Source organism: Phocaeicola sp. ICN-14070 (assembly GCF_037892625.1).
GTDB lineage: Bacteria > Bacteroidota > Bacteroidia > Bacteroidales > Bacteroidaceae > Phocaeicola > Phocaeicola plebeius.
On record NZ_JBBKBF010000016.1, the window covers coordinates 1 to 16,518 of the forward strand.

The 16,518-nt window shown below is 43.5% G+C and carries 11 protein-coding genes; 4 read left to right on the top strand and 7 right to left on the bottom strand.

Annotation, left to right across the window (positions count from 1 at the left end; translation table 11 throughout):
- The first annotated feature begins 133 nt into the window (after window positions 1-133).
- The 4 genes from WKT20_RS06545 (at window position 134) to WKT20_RS06560 (ending at window position 7,938) form a co-directional block, all read left to right on the top strand.
- Window positions 134-2,611, top strand: a complete 2,478-nt coding sequence (locus WKT20_RS06545; RefSeq protein WP_340417056.1) for a glycoside hydrolase family 2 TIM barrel-domain containing protein — start codon at window positions 134-136, stop codon at window positions 2,609-2,611.
- A 108-nt stretch (window positions 2,612-2,719) separates the two neighbouring features.
- On the top strand, window positions 2,720-4,093 hold the full coding sequence (locus WKT20_RS06550; RefSeq protein WP_340417057.1) for a family 43 glycosylhydrolase: 1,374 nt from the start codon (window positions 2,720-2,722) through the stop codon (window positions 4,091-4,093).
- 2 nt (window positions 4,094-4,095) lie between these two features.
- On the top strand, window positions 4,096-6,456 hold the full coding sequence (locus WKT20_RS06555; RefSeq protein WP_340417058.1) for a glycosyl hydrolase 115 family protein: 2,361 nt from the start codon (window positions 4,096-4,098) through the stop codon (window positions 6,454-6,456).
- Between the two features lie 72 nt (window positions 6,457-6,528).
- Window positions 6,529-7,938: an alpha-d-galacturonidase gene (locus WKT20_RS06560; RefSeq protein ID WP_340417059.1), complete on the top strand. Its 1,410-nt coding sequence runs from the start codon at window positions 6,529-6,531 to the stop codon at window positions 7,936-7,938.
- Window positions 7,939-8,132: 194 nt separating this feature from the next.
- Here WKT20_RS06560 and WKT20_RS06565 read toward each other — a convergent pair whose 3' ends face one another.
- From WKT20_RS06565 to WKT20_RS06595, 7 genes are all read right to left on the bottom strand, one after another.
- Window positions 8,133-9,239 carry a sulfotransferase family protein gene (locus tag WKT20_RS06565; RefSeq protein WP_118441666.1) on the bottom strand — a complete coding sequence of 369 codons (1,107 nt, stop codon included), beginning with the start codon at window positions 9,237-9,239 and terminating at the stop codon, window positions 8,133-8,135.
- 58 nt (window positions 9,240-9,297) lie between these two features.
- Window positions 9,298-10,743, bottom strand: a complete 1,446-nt coding sequence (gene cysN, locus WKT20_RS06570; RefSeq protein ID WP_445323267.1) for a sulfate adenylyltransferase subunit CysN — start codon at window positions 10,741-10,743, stop codon at window positions 9,298-9,300.
- Between the two features lie 72 nt (window positions 10,744-10,815).
- Window positions 10,816-11,727: a sulfate adenylyltransferase subunit CysD gene (cysD, locus tag WKT20_RS06575; RefSeq protein WP_007559812.1), complete on the bottom strand. Its 912-nt coding sequence runs from the start codon at window positions 11,725-11,727 to the stop codon at window positions 10,816-10,818.
- A 12-nt stretch (window positions 11,728-11,739) separates the two neighbouring features.
- Window positions 11,740-12,351 carry an adenylyl-sulfate kinase gene (gene cysC, locus WKT20_RS06580; RefSeq protein ID WP_022054053.1) on the bottom strand — a complete coding sequence of 204 codons (612 nt, stop codon included), beginning with the start codon at window positions 12,349-12,351 and terminating at the stop codon, window positions 11,740-11,742.
- 25 nt (window positions 12,352-12,376) lie between these two features.
- Entirely contained in the window at window positions 12,377-13,918 is a 1,542-nt protein-coding gene (locus WKT20_RS06585; RefSeq protein WP_117701733.1) for an SLC13 family permease, read from the bottom strand.
- An 11-nt stretch (window positions 13,919-13,929) separates the two neighbouring features.
- Window positions 13,930-14,739 carry a 3'(2'),5'-bisphosphate nucleotidase CysQ gene (cysQ, locus tag WKT20_RS06590; RefSeq protein ID WP_340417061.1) on the bottom strand — a complete coding sequence of 270 codons (810 nt, stop codon included), beginning with the start codon at window positions 14,737-14,739 and terminating at the stop codon, window positions 13,930-13,932.
- Between the two features lie 95 nt (window positions 14,740-14,834).
- Entirely contained in the window at window positions 14,835-16,499 is a 1,665-nt protein-coding gene (locus tag WKT20_RS06595; protein ID WP_340417062.1) for an amino acid permease, read from the bottom strand.
- Window positions 16,500-16,518 lie beyond the last annotated feature (19 nt).

The following is a 16,518-nucleotide window of genomic DNA, read 5'->3' on the forward strand; positions in this document are numbered from 1 at the left end:
TAAACTATTTTCTTGCGGACATTTTTATTTTATCGGCTGAAAAACAGCCGATAAAATTGTCATGGCGGAAAATAGAATGGTTACAAGAACTATTTATCCACTTTTACGGGACAGTAGTGTAATAATATATCAAATGAAAAACATCATTATCACTTTCTTCTTGATGCTTGCTCCTGCCGGAGTAACAGCCCAATATCAGAAAACACAGGAAAAAGCCCCTCTAGTCAATGTACCTTTGGAAAATTTTGCATCACAGCAGAAAGTTCTTTTTAACTTTGGCTGGAAATTCCAATTGGTTACAAACGAGAATAAAAATACCAATTTTGCCTCACCTGCTTTGGATGACTCTTCCTGGCGTACTCTAGACCTTCCTCATGATTTCCAGTTCGAACAACCCTGGACTGAAAGCGGTGGAGGTGCACGCGGATTCAAACCCATGTGCGAAGGATGGTACCGCAAGTCTTTCCCTACCGATCCGTCGTGGAAAGGGAAACGGGTAATTCTGGATTTCGGAGGTATCATTTATCTGGGCGATGTCTATCTGAACGGTACAAAAATAGCCTCAACAGATTATGGATATGTGGGGCTTGAAGCGGACCTTACCCCCTATCTGAGTCACGACGGAGAAAACGTGGTAGCCGTTTATGCTTCTACTGGTCCCAAGAAAGGTTCACGCTGGTACACGGGAGGCGGTCTGTTCCGTGATGTATATCTGCAGGTGCAGAATCCCACACACATCGCCCGCCACGGAGTGTATATCACCACCCCCGAGGTTTCCTCCTCCCGGGCAACGGTAGCCGTACAGGTAGAGGTGGACGGCTGGCAAAAGCATGATGTACGGGTACGGGCCACCCTCCGCAATCCAGAAGGTGTCATCGTGGGTTCCGTGCAATCCGATATGCCCGAACATACGCACCAAACCTGCACGGAAGTGAAGTTACCGACGCTTACTCTGGAAAATCCACAGCTTTGGTCATGTGAGTTACCACAGCTCTACAATGCTGAAGTGGTAGTGACGGCAGACGGTATGGTGGTGGACAGCTTGACCGAACAGTTCGGTATCCGCAGTCTGGAATTCTCACCGGAGTTCGGTTTCAAACTCAACAGGAAGAAGATATTCCTGCAGGGCAATGCCAACCATCATGATCTGGGCGCACTGGGAGCCGCTAGTTACGACAAGGCCATCGAACGCATGATGCTGCAACTCAAATCCTTCGGTTACAACTGTATCCGCTGCTCACATAATCCGTACAGTGACAGTTTTGCCCGCATTGCAGACCGTGTAGGAATGCTGGTGGTGGACGAACTGACGGACAAATGGAGTGACAATGACTATTGGGGCGGACGTCAGCCGTTCACACATATCTGGCACAAACTGATAACAGAATGGATCAAACGCGATCGTAACCGTCCGTCCATCATTTTGTGGAGCTTGGGAAACGAGCTTCAGATTCGTGAAGGATGGGCAGGCTTCGAAGGAACTAACGATTGGGGAATCACTACCTATAACATATTCAACCAGCTGGTAAAGAGATGGGATCATACACGTCTCACCACTGTAGCCATGTTCCCCGCCCGTGCGGGAGCTATAACTCGGCACGACAAGGAGTTCAACGACTATTTGGTACCGCCCGAACTGGCTTGCGCCACAGAAGTGGCATCGTTCAATTACCAGTCGGACAAATATGACGCTTATTTGAAATACCAACCAGACCTTATCCTGTTTCAAAGTGAGGCTGAAACCAGTAATCTGTTACAGCCTTATTATAATATGGACAGAAAACGGACGGTGGGCATGGCCTATTGGGGCTCCGCCGAGTATTGGGGAGAATCCAACAAATGGCCCAAGAAAGGCTGGAACTACTCCTTCTTTGACCATACCATGCGCCCCTATCCCCAAGCTTACCTTATTAAATCTGCTTTCATGCCGGAAGTTCCCGAAGTGCATATCGGCGTGGTCGATGCGGCGGGGATGGAAAGCATCAGCTGGAATGACGTCATAGTGGGACGCATGGTACTGAACGAGTGCTGGAACCATATCCCGGGCAGCAGACAGTCACTCTTTACCTTCACTAATGCACATTCTGTAGAGTTGTTGGTAAACGGTCAAAGCATGGGAGTTCAGCAAAACGATACAACACAGGCAAACCTGCGTAATATGATTTATTGGAAGGATGTCCCTTATGGCAATGGTGGTTCTGTGGTAGCAATAGCTCGTGACAAGTCGGGCAAAGAAGTGGCTCGTCATCGTATCGAAACTGCCGGAAAGGCTGTGGCACTCCGGATTGAGGCGGAAACGCCGACGGACTGGAAGGCAGACGGTATGGACTTACAATATATAAACGTGACGGCCATAGACAAAAAAGGTCGTCCGGTATGGGACTACAACGAGCCGCTTACTTTACAAATGGAAGGGGCGGCACAGTTGGTGGCATTGGATAACGGGGATCATTATACGGACGAACTCTTTCATGGTATAACTTCCAAACGAATGTATCAGGGAAGAATGCAAATCATTCTCCGAAGCACGAAGATTCCCAGCAATGTGAAGCTGAAAATTAGTTCTGCTGATTTGAAAGAAAAATTCTCATTAAAAACTTCTTTGAAATAAAAAGCTATATCTTTAAAACGGGAAGTATAAATTTTAGTCTATGGTTCAGATATCAATGATTAGAACGGACTATTAGTATCTTAATTACCAATGAAAAAATAAAAGAATATGATGAAATATTTACCATTCTTGTTGTTCCTCTTATTGAACGCAGGAACAGCCACAGCTCAAAACAATTTAGTAATCAATGGTATTCCATGGTTTGATGACAAGGGAAATATTGTCAATGCGCATGGCGCTTGCATTGTGGAAGAAAACGGAAGATATTATCTTTTCGGAGAATGGAAATCGGACAAAAGTAACGCTTTCCCCGGTTTCTCATGTTATTCTTCGGATGACCTTGTAAACTGGAAATTCGAGAATATTGTTCTTAAAGTCCAACCCGATGGCATCCTCGGTCCCAATCGCGTAGGTGAGCGTGTAAAAGTAATGAAATGCCCTAAAACGGGCGAGTATATCATGCTGATGCATGCCGATGATATGGGATACAAAGACCCTTATATTGGTTTAGCTACTTGCAAAACGATTGCAGGTGACTATCAGTTGCAGGGACCGTTGCTATATAAGGGACAACCGGTAAAACGCTGGGATATGGGAACTTTTCAGGACGCCGATGGAAAAGGATATTTACTGATTCATCATGGCCCTGTTTATCGGTTAAGTGATGATTACCGTTCGATAGAGGCTGAAGTGGCTCACATTAAAGGCATGGGTGAATCACCGGCCATGTTCAAAAAGAACGGTGTCTATTTCATGCTTACCTCAAACCTGACCAGTTGGGAGAAGAATGACAACTTTTATTTCACGGCTCCCCAAATAGAAGGTCCTTGGACGAAACAAGGACTGTTCTGTCCGGAAGGCAAACTGACCTACAATTCGCAAACTACATTTGTATTCCTACTGAAATGCGGTAATGATACTATACCTATGTTTATGGGAGACCGTTGGTCGTATCCTCATCAGGCCTCTGCTGCAACGTATGTATGGATGCCTTTGCAGGTAGAAGGCACTAAAATATCCATACCTGAATATTGGCAAGCCTGGGATATTAATGAGCTTAAGCCTGTAAATCCGTTGAGCGGTAGTTTACAAATAGAGAAAAAGCAGATTTACGCTGATAGTTGCTGGCATATTACCAAAGATAAAATGGAGTCAGATGCGAAAGGAAGTGTATTATCGGCTTCGTTTCGAGGAACACGAGCTGCTATCATAGGAGAGTCTACTCCTTTGGGAGGGTATGCTCGGGTAAATGTAATAAATGAGAAAAGGGATACCGTATACAGTTCTTTAATAGATTTCTATAGTAAATATCCAGAGATGGCAATCCGTGTTATTACTCCTGTGATGGAAAAAGGAGAATATACTATTTCTGTAGAAGTTACAGGCATTCGGCCGGTTTGGTCAGACAAAACCAAACGGGTTTATGGCAGTAAAGGAACTTGTGTAAGCATCAATCAAATTTTATATTTTGAGGAGGAATAACGATGAAAAAATACATTCTTACTTTATTTATGTGTATCATAACCCAATTTTTATGGGCGCAATTTAAAATATCTACCGGAAATCCTATAAATGTAGCTTGTAATCCAAACGAGAAAAATGTGGTATGGCAGGCATTAGAGTTGTTTAAACGTGATTATAGGAATGTTTTTTCTGATAGTGTTCGAATCTCAGAATCCCAAGGAAACATCATTGTGGCTACTATGGGTAAGAATAATCCTTTGATGACATCTTTGCAAGTAGACCTTTCTTCCTTAGAAGGGAAAAAGCAGGGCTTCATGATAAAGGTATTGCCAGACAGTAAATTGTTAGTAGTAGGAAGTGACAGGCATGGTACTGCTTATGGTATTATGGAGCTCTCTCGTATGATAGGTGTTTCCCCTTGGGAGTGGTGGGCTGATGTGACTCCAAGAAAAAGAGATTTTTTTGAACTTCCGGAAAATTTTGAGATGGTTCAATCACCATCCGTTGAATATCGAGGAATTTTTATAAATGATGAAGACTGGGGCTTGATGCAATGGAGCAGTTTAAATTATGAGCCCTGGTATAAATCTGGAAGAATCGGACCACGCACTAACGAAAGAATCTTTGAATTGATGCTTCGCTTACGTGCCAATTATTATTGGCCGGCCATGCATGAGTGTACGGAGCCTTTTTTCCTTACGGAAGGAAACCGGGAGATGGCCGAGAAATACGGCATTTATATTGGAGGGTCTCATTGTGAGCCTATGGCTTCAAGTACTGCTGTGGAGTGGTACAGACGGGGAAAGGGGGAGTATGATTATGTAAACAATCCCAATGAGGTATATAAATTCTGGGAGGAACGTGTTAAGGAGATCTCAAAACAAGATATTCTTTATACAATAGGTATGCGTGGGGTACATGACGGACAAATGAATGGAGCAAAAACCGTAGAAGAACAACGTAAGGTGCTGGAGCGTGTATTAGTTGATCAAAGAACATTATTGCAGAAATATGTTAATCCGGACATTACAAAGGTGCCGCAAGTTTTTATTCCATATAAAGAAGTGCTAGATATATACAATTCAGGATTGCAAGTCCCTGAAGATGTGACTTTAATGTGGTGTGATGATAATTATGGGTATATTCGTCATTTCCCAACAGTTGAGGAACGTGCCAGAAAAGGTGGTAATGGTGTGTATTATCATGTTTCTTACTGGGGGCGTCCCCACGATTATCTTTGGTTAGGTATATTCAGTCCTTACCTGCTTTTCCAGCAAATGAAATTAGCTTATGACCGTGGAATACAAAAAATGTGGATTCTCAATGTGGGTGATATTAAACCTGCAGAATATCAAATAGAATTGTTCTTGGATATGGCTTGGGATATAGAAAAAGTTGCAAAAGGTGGAGTTGGGGCTCATTTAGAAAGTTTTTTAAAAAGGGAGTTCGGCGAATCAATAGGTAAAACATTATGTCCTGTCATGAATGAACATTATCGTTTGGCTTATATTAGGAAGCCTGAGTTTATGGGAAATACCCGCGTAGAAGAGTATCGTAATTCTGAATATTTTCAGACGGTAAAGGATTTGTCCTGGAGTTCGGCTTATCTTAAGCAGCGTGTGGAAGATTACAACAAACTTTCGGATAAGGTTCAAATAATAAACTCTCAAATTCCAGATAATCGAAAGGATGCGTTTTTTCAATTGGTAAAATATCCTGTACAAAGTGCTGCCGAGATGAATAAGAAGATGATTTTTGCTCAGTTTGCACGTCACGGTGAAATGGGGTGGGATAAGAGTGATGCGGCTTATGATAGCATTGTGTCATTGACTCAGATTTATAATGTGGGTATACAGAATAATGGGAAGTGGAATTATATGATGGATTTTAAACCCCGTAATTTGTCTGTTTTTGAAAAAGTGAAACGCGTTTCACTTTCAAAATCTATGAAAGAAGAAAGAAGTGATATCGTTTGTATGTGGAATGCTTCGGAATGTAATTCTGGTAGTTTTATTCCTTGTGAAGGATTGGGATATGAAGGAAAGACCGTAAATATACCTAAAGGTAAGGGTATTAATTTTAATTTCCTGAAGATAAACTCAGATTCAATAGGTATTGAACTTTATTTTTTACCCTCTCATCCGGTAGAAGGAGAACATTTACGCTTTACTGTAACTTTGGATGGGAAGGAGACTTCTCCTATTCATTATGAAACAAAGGGGCGCAGTGAAGAATGGAAAGAGAATGTGTTGCGTAATCAGGCATATCGGAGAGTTGTCTTGCCAATTTCATCAGAACTTGAAAATCATTGTCTGGAAATAAAGGCACTTGATGAGGGGATAATTTTAGATCAATTGATTTTAAAGAGAATTTTCTTGTAATAATTTTCTGTTATGCAATGATTCTGTATAGTGTTGAGTACTAGTTTTTTTGTCTAAGTTTTAGAAATAAATATGAATGAAATAATAATAAGGCTTAAGATTATATTTCTTTTGGGGGCTGTAATTTTATCATATCAGGCTGTTGCACAAAAAGTGTCTAAAGTACATTTAAAGTTTGTAAAAGTGGAAGCCCCTTTTCCAATGGACTCTGTTCGTATGTGTATATTTCCTGATCAAGATTTTCCTATAACTCAATATGGTGCTAAGAAGGGAAGTATATTGTTTAATACACGGGCTTTTGCCAAAGCTATCGAAGTTTGTCATCGGGCAGGTGGTGGAAGGGTTATAGTTCCTTCTGGAGAGTGGAAAACAGGTCCTATACATTTGAAAAGCAATGTAAATCTTTATTTGGAAGAAGGAGCTATTATTAGATTCTCAGATAATCCTGATGATTATCTTCCAGCAGTCATGACTTCTTGGGAGGGATTGGAATGTTATAATTATTCTCCTTTGATTTATGCCTTTGAATGTGAGAACATAGGTATTTCAGGAAAAGGAATCCTTTCTCCTGTTATGGATACTTGGCGTATTTGGTTTAAACGACCGAAAGCTCACTTAGATGCATTGAAACAGTTATATGCTATGGGATCAACTGGTGTTCACGTGGAACAACGGCAAATGGCAAAAGGTGAAAACAATCTTCGTCCTCATCTGATTCACTTCAACCGCTGTAGAAATATATTGCTGGAAGATTTTCATATCCGCCAAAGCCCTTTTTGGACTATTCATTTGTATATGTGTAACAGTGGGCTCGTTCGTCGACTTGACGTGCAAGCGCATGGTCATAATAATGATGGTATAGATTTAGAAATGAGTCGAAATTTTCTGATTGAGAATTGTCGATTTGACCAAGGAGACGATGCTGTAGTTATAAAGGCTGGACGTAACCAAGATGCATGGCGTTTGCATACTCCTTGTGAAAATATTGTAATTCGAAATTGTGATATTCTTAATGGACATACGTTGTTAGGAATTGGAAGTGAAATTTCTGGTGGAATACGTAATATTTATATGACTGATTGTAACGCTCCTAGGGAGGTTCATCGCTTACTCTTTCTGAAGACAAATCATCGGCGAGGAGGATTTATAGAGAATATTTATATAGAAAACATTGAAGCGGGAGATATGTTGCGTACATTTGAAATTGATTCAGAGGTTTTATATCAGTGGAAAGACTTAGTTCCAACTTATGAAACTCGTATTACTAAAATAGATAATATTCATGTAAAAAACATTCATTGTCGGTCAACTGATGTTATTTATGATTTGAAAGGAGATGCACGATTGCCGATTCGTAATGTCGTAGTAGAAAATGTACATGTAGATACTGTTCGTCAGTTCATCAACAGATTATTGAATGTAGAAAATTATAGGGAGAATAATATCTCTGTTGGAACATTATTAAAGAGGGATATTCAGTAAATGTCTTTACCTAATAAGATGGCATATGAACTTATAATTTGAAATTTGAGCATCCTGAAAGACTAAAGAAAGGGCCGTATTATTACTCAATACAAAGTTTGATACGACCCTTTTAAATATTATTAGTTATAATCTGTAACTTTGAGAAGTAGTCATTTTAGTTTTGACACACTCTCTTTATTATGATTAAATATTTACAATTTATATCCCCACTGCTCCAAGGCGAACGACCAGTTCTTTTCCACCAGTTCTACCGTCTCAGGCTTGTATTGGTATTTGTTTTTCTTGTAACCTTTCTTTTTATTGACATAAGCTTCGATGTCGGCACGAGCGTCTTCAAAGCCTGGAATCTGCAGTTTTTGGTAGATTTCCTGCGTCATGTCAAATGCATTGGTTTCGTAGTCTTCAAAGCGGACTTCTACCAGGTTGCCTTCCGGAATGAACTTCTTGTCGGCTTCGTACTTGTGGTACAATTTGGCATAAACCGAAAGGATGTTCTCTTGCAGTTCTTCGTTGCTGATGTCCTGCAATTTCAGCGGTTGAATGGTGTTGGTGAAGAAGCTGCGTGTTGATTCAAATACGGTGTACGGGTTACGCATCAGGTAGATGAATTTAGCATTGGGGAACATTTTTACCAGCTCTTTCACACGTCCGGTATGCGGTGGATTTTTGCTGAGGAACTGTGTACCGTGGGTGTTCCACAAAGAAATCTTGATGAGTTTGGTAAAGGTTTCTTCAAACACTTTCAATTCGGCATCGCTGATATCATCGAACAACAGGTACTTATCTGCATATTCCTGCATGTGTTTAGGCAGGAACCAGAAGTTATAGTACGTGTAGGGCATCATGTTAGCCAAGGCAAATTCTTCTTCTTGCGGAAGGTCTACGGCCAGTTCCATGTTGTCTGTCGGGCGTTTGTCCGGCATCAGCCAGCTCATGTTCTTTTTGAAGAAAGGCTGCCCCCACATCATCAGGTGCGGGAATACTGTTTGATAGGTAGTATTATAGCCGAAGTGCTTGTCGCAGGAGAATACGTTGTGCATGAATGTGGTTCCGCTACGCCAGTGTCCGAGGATAAATACCGGATCATGTTCCAGCGGCTTGTCGGCCAACAGCTTTTCGTAACGTCTGTCCTGTAGGGGAGCCAGCGTAGATAACAGGCGACATACGGCCTTGGTCAGGCGGTATTTTCCTTTATACGCTGGATCGATGGTACGACCAGCGGTTATCTGGTTGAAGGTTTTCCAGTCGGCTCCCACTAAAGTATTGATGGGGAGTTTATTGAATTCAAGTAATCCCATTTCTTTTAATTGATAATTAATAATTGGCAATTGACAGTTGAAAAACTCAACTTGTCAATTAAACTTTTAATTCAATTGCGATACCTTGACGTTCCAGTTCTTTTACGGCACGTTTAATGGCATCGTAGTGTTCTGGAGCGATTCCCAGTTTCGGCAGATTGAGGACAGGCAGTTCCATCTGGTTGTGCATGTCTTTGTCGGCCACCTGATTGATAATCATACCTACTGCACTGGTGTTGTTGGTAATCGGGTCAATCAGGATGAAGGCACCGGTAGCTTTGTTCTTTGTATATGGGTCGAAGAATAACTCCTTGGAAGAAGTCAGTACCACATGGGCAATCTGGTTGAGCTGCATAGGAACATCTTCCTTGGTCAGACGTCCGTTTTCTACTGACAGGTGTTCCATGGTGTTGATATCTACCTTGTATTTGATGCTGTCGATACGGGTACGGCTGGTATTGGTGGTCTGTTTCAGGAAGAAAGATTTTTCCATGTCCATCTTTTCTTCGTCCATCCATACGAGCATGGCTTCGAAGTTACGTCCAACCAACGGCATGCTGTCCGGGTGTACCAGCATTTCACCACGGGATACATCGATTTCGTCTTCCAGTGTCAGGGTTACAGACATAGGCGGGAAGGCGTAGTCGAGTTCGCCGTCATAGGTCACGATACTCTTCACGTGAGAACGTTTGCCGGAAGGAAGAGCTACTACTTCATCACCTTTGCGGATGACGCCGGAAGCCACTTTTCCACAGAAACCACGGAAGTCGAGGTTCGGGCGGAGTACATATTGTACTGGATAGCGGAAATCGTTCAGGTTATGGTCGTTACCGATGTGTACGGTTTCAAGGAATTCCAGCAAGGCTGGACCTTCGTACCATGGAGTACGGTCTGATTTTTCTACTACATTGTCACCTTCAAGGGCTGAAAGCGGAATGCACTGTACGTCGGGAACTCCTAATGGAGAGATGAAAGCGGTATATTCGGCTACAATCTTGTCGAATACATCTTTGGAGTAGTCTACCAAGTCCATCTTGTTGACAGCCAATACCACGTGCTTGATACCTAGCAGGGATACCAGATAAGTGTGGCGGCGGGTCTGCGTGATGACACCGGTGCGGGCATCAACCAGGATGACAGCCAAGTTGGCGGTAGAACCACCAGTAATCATGTTACGGGTGTATTGTTCGTGTCCCGGAGTGTCGGCAATGATGAATTTACGGTTGTTGGTAGAGAAATAACGGTAAGCTACATCGATAGTGATACCTTGTTCACGTTCAGCTTTCAGTCCGTCGAGTAGCAGGGCATAGTCGATGTGTTCACCAGCATTTCCCATACGTTTGCTGTCGCGTTCCAAAGCGTCGAGCTGGTCTTCATACAATTTCTTACTATCGAACAGCAGACGACCGATTAGTGTAGATTTACCGTCGTCTACTGAACCTGCGGTCAGGAAACGGAGCAGGTCTTTTTGTTCATCTTTTGCCAGGAATTCTTCGATGGACATCTTGCCTCTGGCTTCTCCTTCCATCGGGTTGCCTGATTTACTTTTATCTAATTCTTCCATGTTGTTGCGTAATTAAAAATATCCTTCACGTTTCTTTTGTTCCATACTGGCTTCCTGGTCGAAGTCGATGACACGGGTAGTACGTTCACTCTTGGTGGTAGTCATCATTTCCTCTACAATCTTTTCGATGGTATCGGCTTCGCTTTCAATGGCTCCTGTCAGCGGCCAGCACCCTAAGGTACGGAAACGGATTTTCTTCATTTCAATCTTGTCGCGGTATTTTTCCGGCAGACGGTCATCGTCGGGCATAATCAACTGTCCGTCCATATTGACTACCGGGCGTTCTTTGGCGAAATACAGCGGTACGATTGGAATATTTTCAAGGCGGATATACTGCCAGATGTCCAGTTCTGTCCAGTTGCTCAATGGAAATACACGGATGCTTTCACCTTTGCGGATACGGGCATTGTAGATGTCCCAAAGTTCCGGACGCTGGTTTTTAGGATCCCACTGGTGGAATTCGTTGCGGAAAGAGAAGATACGTTCTTTGGCACGTGATTTCTCTTCGTCGCGGCGTGCGCCACCGAAGGCAGCGTCAAATTTATATTTGTCGAGGGCATGAAGCAGGGCCTGTGTCTTCATCAGGTCGGTATGTACCTTACTTCCGTGAGTGAAGGGGCCTACGCCTGCCTTGAAAGCTTCCATGTTACTTTCTACAATCAGGTTCCAGCCGTATTTTTTGGCATATTCATCACGGAACTGAATCATTTCCTTGAATTTCCATTTAGAGTCGATGTGCATCAGTGGAAAAGGTACTTTTCCCGGAGCGAAGGCTTTTTCAGCCAGACGGACCATGACGGATGAGTCTTTTCCGATACTGTATAGCATTACCGGATTTTCAAATTCGGCAGCCACCTCACGAATAATGTGAATAGACTCGGCTTCGAGTTCTTTCAGGTGGCTTAAATTGTATTCTTCTTGCATGGTTATATATGTTTATTTTTTGATTACTTTCGGAAGAATCAAGTCGAGCAGCTGGTCAACAGATTCTTTAAGGGATAATTTCGACGTGTCGAGCGAAAGAGCCGGATGGGCTGGCGCTTCGAACGGGGCAGAGATACCGGTGAAGTTTTTGATTTCTCCACGGCGTGCCTTGGCATACAGACCTTTTACATCACGACGCTCACATTCTTCTAATGGCGTGCTGACATAGATTTCTAAGAAATCCTCTTTTCCGATAATTCCGGCAGCCATTTCACGTATCTCATTGTTGGGACTGATAAAAGCAGCCAGAGTGATGATGCCGGTATCAACGAACAGCTTACCGACTTCTGCAATGCGGCGAATGTTTTCTACACGGTCTTCTGCCGAGAATCCTAAGTTATTGTTGATACCGCTGCGGATGTTGTCGCCATCCAGAATACGGCACAGCAGACCGCGCTGCTGCAGTTCACGTTCCAGAGCAATGGCGATGGTACTCTTTCCAGAACCACTCAATCCGGTAAACCAGATCATGAGTCCGTGTTGTTTCAGCAATTCTTCTTTGTCGGCACGACCTAACATGCGGTCGAATATCGGATAGATATGATTTGTTTCTTGGTTGTTCATATATTAAAGCGTATTTAAATCAGTTTTAAAACGGCCATATCAGCGGGATGAGGAAAACGGAAATCAGGAACGTGATGATGTTCAGCGGTAATCCGATGCGGACGAAGTCGGTGAACTTGTAGTTCCCGATACCTTGTACAATCAGGTTGGTCTGATAGCCGATAGGGGTAGAGAAACTGGCTGAGGCTGCCATACAGATGACCACGAAGAAGGGCATCGGGTTGACACCTAACTGGGTGGAAAGGGACAAGGCGATGGGGAAAGCCAGTGCGGCCGCTGCATTGTTGGTAATAAGCTCTGTAAAGATGTTCGTAATGATAAATAGTACGGCCAGCAATACGTAGGGGCCATAATCGTGACTCAGGCTGATGATATATCCAGCCAATAAATCCGCTACTCCTGAATTTTCCATGGCTTTACTAATAGCGAAAGCACAGGCAATCGTAATCAGAATATCCCATGAAATATATTTGGTATACTTCTGTGGAGGGAAAATCTTGCTCCACGCCATAATAACTGTTGTGATGGATACGAAGAAGAACATATCCAGTTTGATGCCTTCAGGAAGGTATTTCTCGATGCCTGGCAGTTCGCCTACGGTGGCTCCCACAATCATGAACAAGAGCAGGAAAAGGGTAAACCAGCGCTTCTTTTTTCCGGCGGGTTCGTATTCCTTTCCGTTGGCCAGCATCAGGAAGACAGATGATTCTCCCCATGTCTGGATAAAGCTGTCGTCGGTTAGTACCACCAGTGTATCTCCTTCTCGGAAGCTCACTTCATTTAAATCGGTATAGGTACGTCCGCTACGGCGAAGTTCCTTGATTTCGGCTCCATAATGGCGCTTGAAATCAAATTCACGAACTCTTTTGTTGATACCCGGAAATCGGGGACCGATAACGGCTTCTACAAGGTGTAGGGAGGAATCGCTATCTTCTTCATTCGTCGTTTCCGGGCGGTTAGCTGGTAGCAGTTTCTTAGAAAACAGAAACAGATAGATGATACCGGCTAGTGCGATGAAGATACCGACCTTTCCTAATTCGAACATGCTGAATCCTTTCATTCCCGCATCAAGAATCATGCTGTGTACCACCAGGTTGGTAGAAGTTCCTATCAGGGTACAGATACCTCCTAAAATCGTTACATACGAAAGAGGTATCAGGAAGTACGTGGCCGGAAGCTTGACATAGTTGGCCCAGCGTTTGATGATGGGGGCAAAAATGACAACAACCGGTGTATTGTTCAGAAATGCCGAAATGAAGGCAATACTGGGCAACATACGTACTTGAGCCTTGAATACGGAAGTCTTTTCCTGAGGAAGCAGTTTCTTGATAAGCTGAGTCAAGGCACCGCTCTGGCGGACACCTTCACTTACCAGAAACAGCATGGCGACGGTAATCATACCTTTGTTGCTGAAGCCTTCCAGCATTTCTTTAGGGGTAAGAATACCCGTACAAAGGAAAATGACAACCACCGAGAACAGAATCATTCCCGGGCGCATCTTGTCCATAATCAATGCGGTCAGCATGGCCACAAGTGAAAGAAGTACGATGATAATCTCGATAGACATAAATTAGTGGGTTATTCTGCAATGAACCAGGGGTTCAGCAGATCTGTTTTATTGTATTGTAGCGGTTCATTCTTTCCAGCCTGATATACTTCCTTCCCGGAAGCACGTATAATAGCATGTCCGGCTGCAGTATCCCACTCCATAGTAGGAGCAAAACGAGGATATACGTCGGCATTCCCTTCAGCAATGAGACATAGCTTTAACGAACTACCCTTGGAGATTGTTTCCACGTGTGCATGTTTTTGCTGCATTTCATGGATGTAATTTTCCGTTTCGGGAGTCAGGTGTGAGCGTGAAGCTACGATGACAAATGTATCGTCTGTCCGGTTGGCATACGGCAGACGTTCGGCTTGCTCCATCAGTGTATCCAGCGACGGATAAGCTTCTATATCGGTAATGTCTTTGATTTTGTAGGCTCCCAGTTCAATGTCGGCAAAATAAAGTTCCTGCTTTACCGGAATGTAAATGACTCCAGCTTCAGGACAACCATTCTTTACATAGGCAATGTTTACGGTAAATTCTCCGTTACGTTTGATAAATTCCTTGGTGCCGTCTAATGGATCGACTACCCACAATTCTTTCCATTGCTGTCTTTCTTCTGGAGCAATTTTAGCTCCTTCTTCGCTCAAAACGGGGTAAGGAGTCGCAGTCAGTGCTTGGGCTATAATTGCATGCGACTTGCGGTCGGCAATGGTCAATGGAGAATTGTCCGCTTTCTTTTCTATTTCAAAATCTGCTTTCGGGTCTGTATAGACAGACATAATTTCTGCTCCCGCAGCAAGGGCGGCCTGAATAGCCGTGTAAAATATATTCTTATCCATAATAGTATAAATCGCTGTAAAATAACTGCTTTTTTATATGCTGGTTGTGGTTTATTATTCGTTTTTTCTGTTCCTGACGATTTTTATAACTTCTTTTAAGAAATTTTGGCCCGATTGTGTGGGTGTTTCCAAATTCGCCACATGTAAAAAGCGCAGTGTGTGAAGGCAAACACAAAAGAAATGGTCAGCAGGGTTTTGTCTGCATCCCATCCTACGGTTTGCTGATGCCATAGTCCGGTAATCACACTCAGAATAGACAAAATAAGTCCCGTCAGGTTTAATACAATATCTCCTTTACGGTGCTTTTGACCATACTCCAGTTTGCTGTGATGGATTCCGTATGAAGCATAGACATCCAATCCGACAAGCATCCATAGCACCAGGCGTATCCATGTATCGGCCGGCAGGAAGCTCATCATGCACAAGCAGGTGAGGATGCCCATAATTGGAACGAAGGGTACGAAGGGAGTCTTGAAGGCACGGGGCACATCGGGCATAGTCTTGCGTACAATCAGGATGGCTGCACAGACTAAGGTGAATGCCAGAAGTGTACCGATACTGGTCATTTCACCTGCTACTTGTGCCGGGATAAATCCCGCCAACAGGCTGACGACTACCATAAACAGGCAGTTGCTGTGTACCGGTGTACGGAAGCGTTGGTTGATTTTGGAGAAGAACGGTGGCAAAAGACCGTCGCGACTCATGCTCAGGAATACACGGCTTTGTCCGAGCAGGGTGACCATGATTACCGAGCAATATCCGAACAGAATAGCCAGGATGATAGCCTTGTTCAACCAAGGATAAGCGGGTTGTATGATGCCTGTGGCATCGGGATGCCCCATCTTTTCAATGGCTACAGCTACCGGAGCAATTCCCACCTGTCCGCTGAAATCGGTATAGTGGGCTACTCCTGTCATGACATGTGCAAAGAGGATATATAAGATGGTGCAGACCAATAAGGATACTAAAATACCGATAGGCATATCCCGTTTCGGATTTTTGGTTTCCTGCGCTGCCGTGCTTACCGCATCGAATCCTAAAAAGGCAAAAAAGACAATCGCTGCTCCACGGAAAATGCCGGAAATTCCGAACTCTCCCAATGTACCGGTATTAGCTGGAATGTAAGGGGTATAGTTGTCATTTTGAATAAACTGCCAACCGAGTACTACGAAAATCAGGATGACTGCTATTTTCAGAAAGACAATCAGTCCGTTAAAGAAAGAACTTCCTGCGGTGCCTCGCATCAAAATCAAGCTCATGAGAACTACGATAATCATGGCTGGAATGTTGACGATACCCCCGTCCCATGGACATGCCGTAAATGCATGGGGTAGCTCAATGCCTACTCCTTGCAGGAATACGGTCATGTAGCGGCTCCAACTGATACTGACTGTGGTAGCTGCTACGGTATATTCCAATACTAAGTCCCATCCGATAATCCAGGCAATAAGCTCTCCCATGGTGGCGTAGGAATAGGTATAGGCACTCCCAGATACCGGAATCATGGAAGCAAATTCTGCATAACAGAGTCCGGCAAAACAACAGCCGATAGCTGCAATGATAAAGGAAAGTGTGATGGCTGGTCCGGTATAAGAAGCAGCTACGGTTCCCGTTATTGAAAATAATCCGGCTCCGATGATTACGCCTACCCCAAGAGCTACCAGGCTGACAGGACCTAGTACTCGTTTAAGGGTACCACTTCCAGTTTCTTTGGCTTCTGCTTGTAAAGCCTCTATACTTTTTCGAATAAAAAGCCCCATTTCTTTGTCTGTTTTTTAT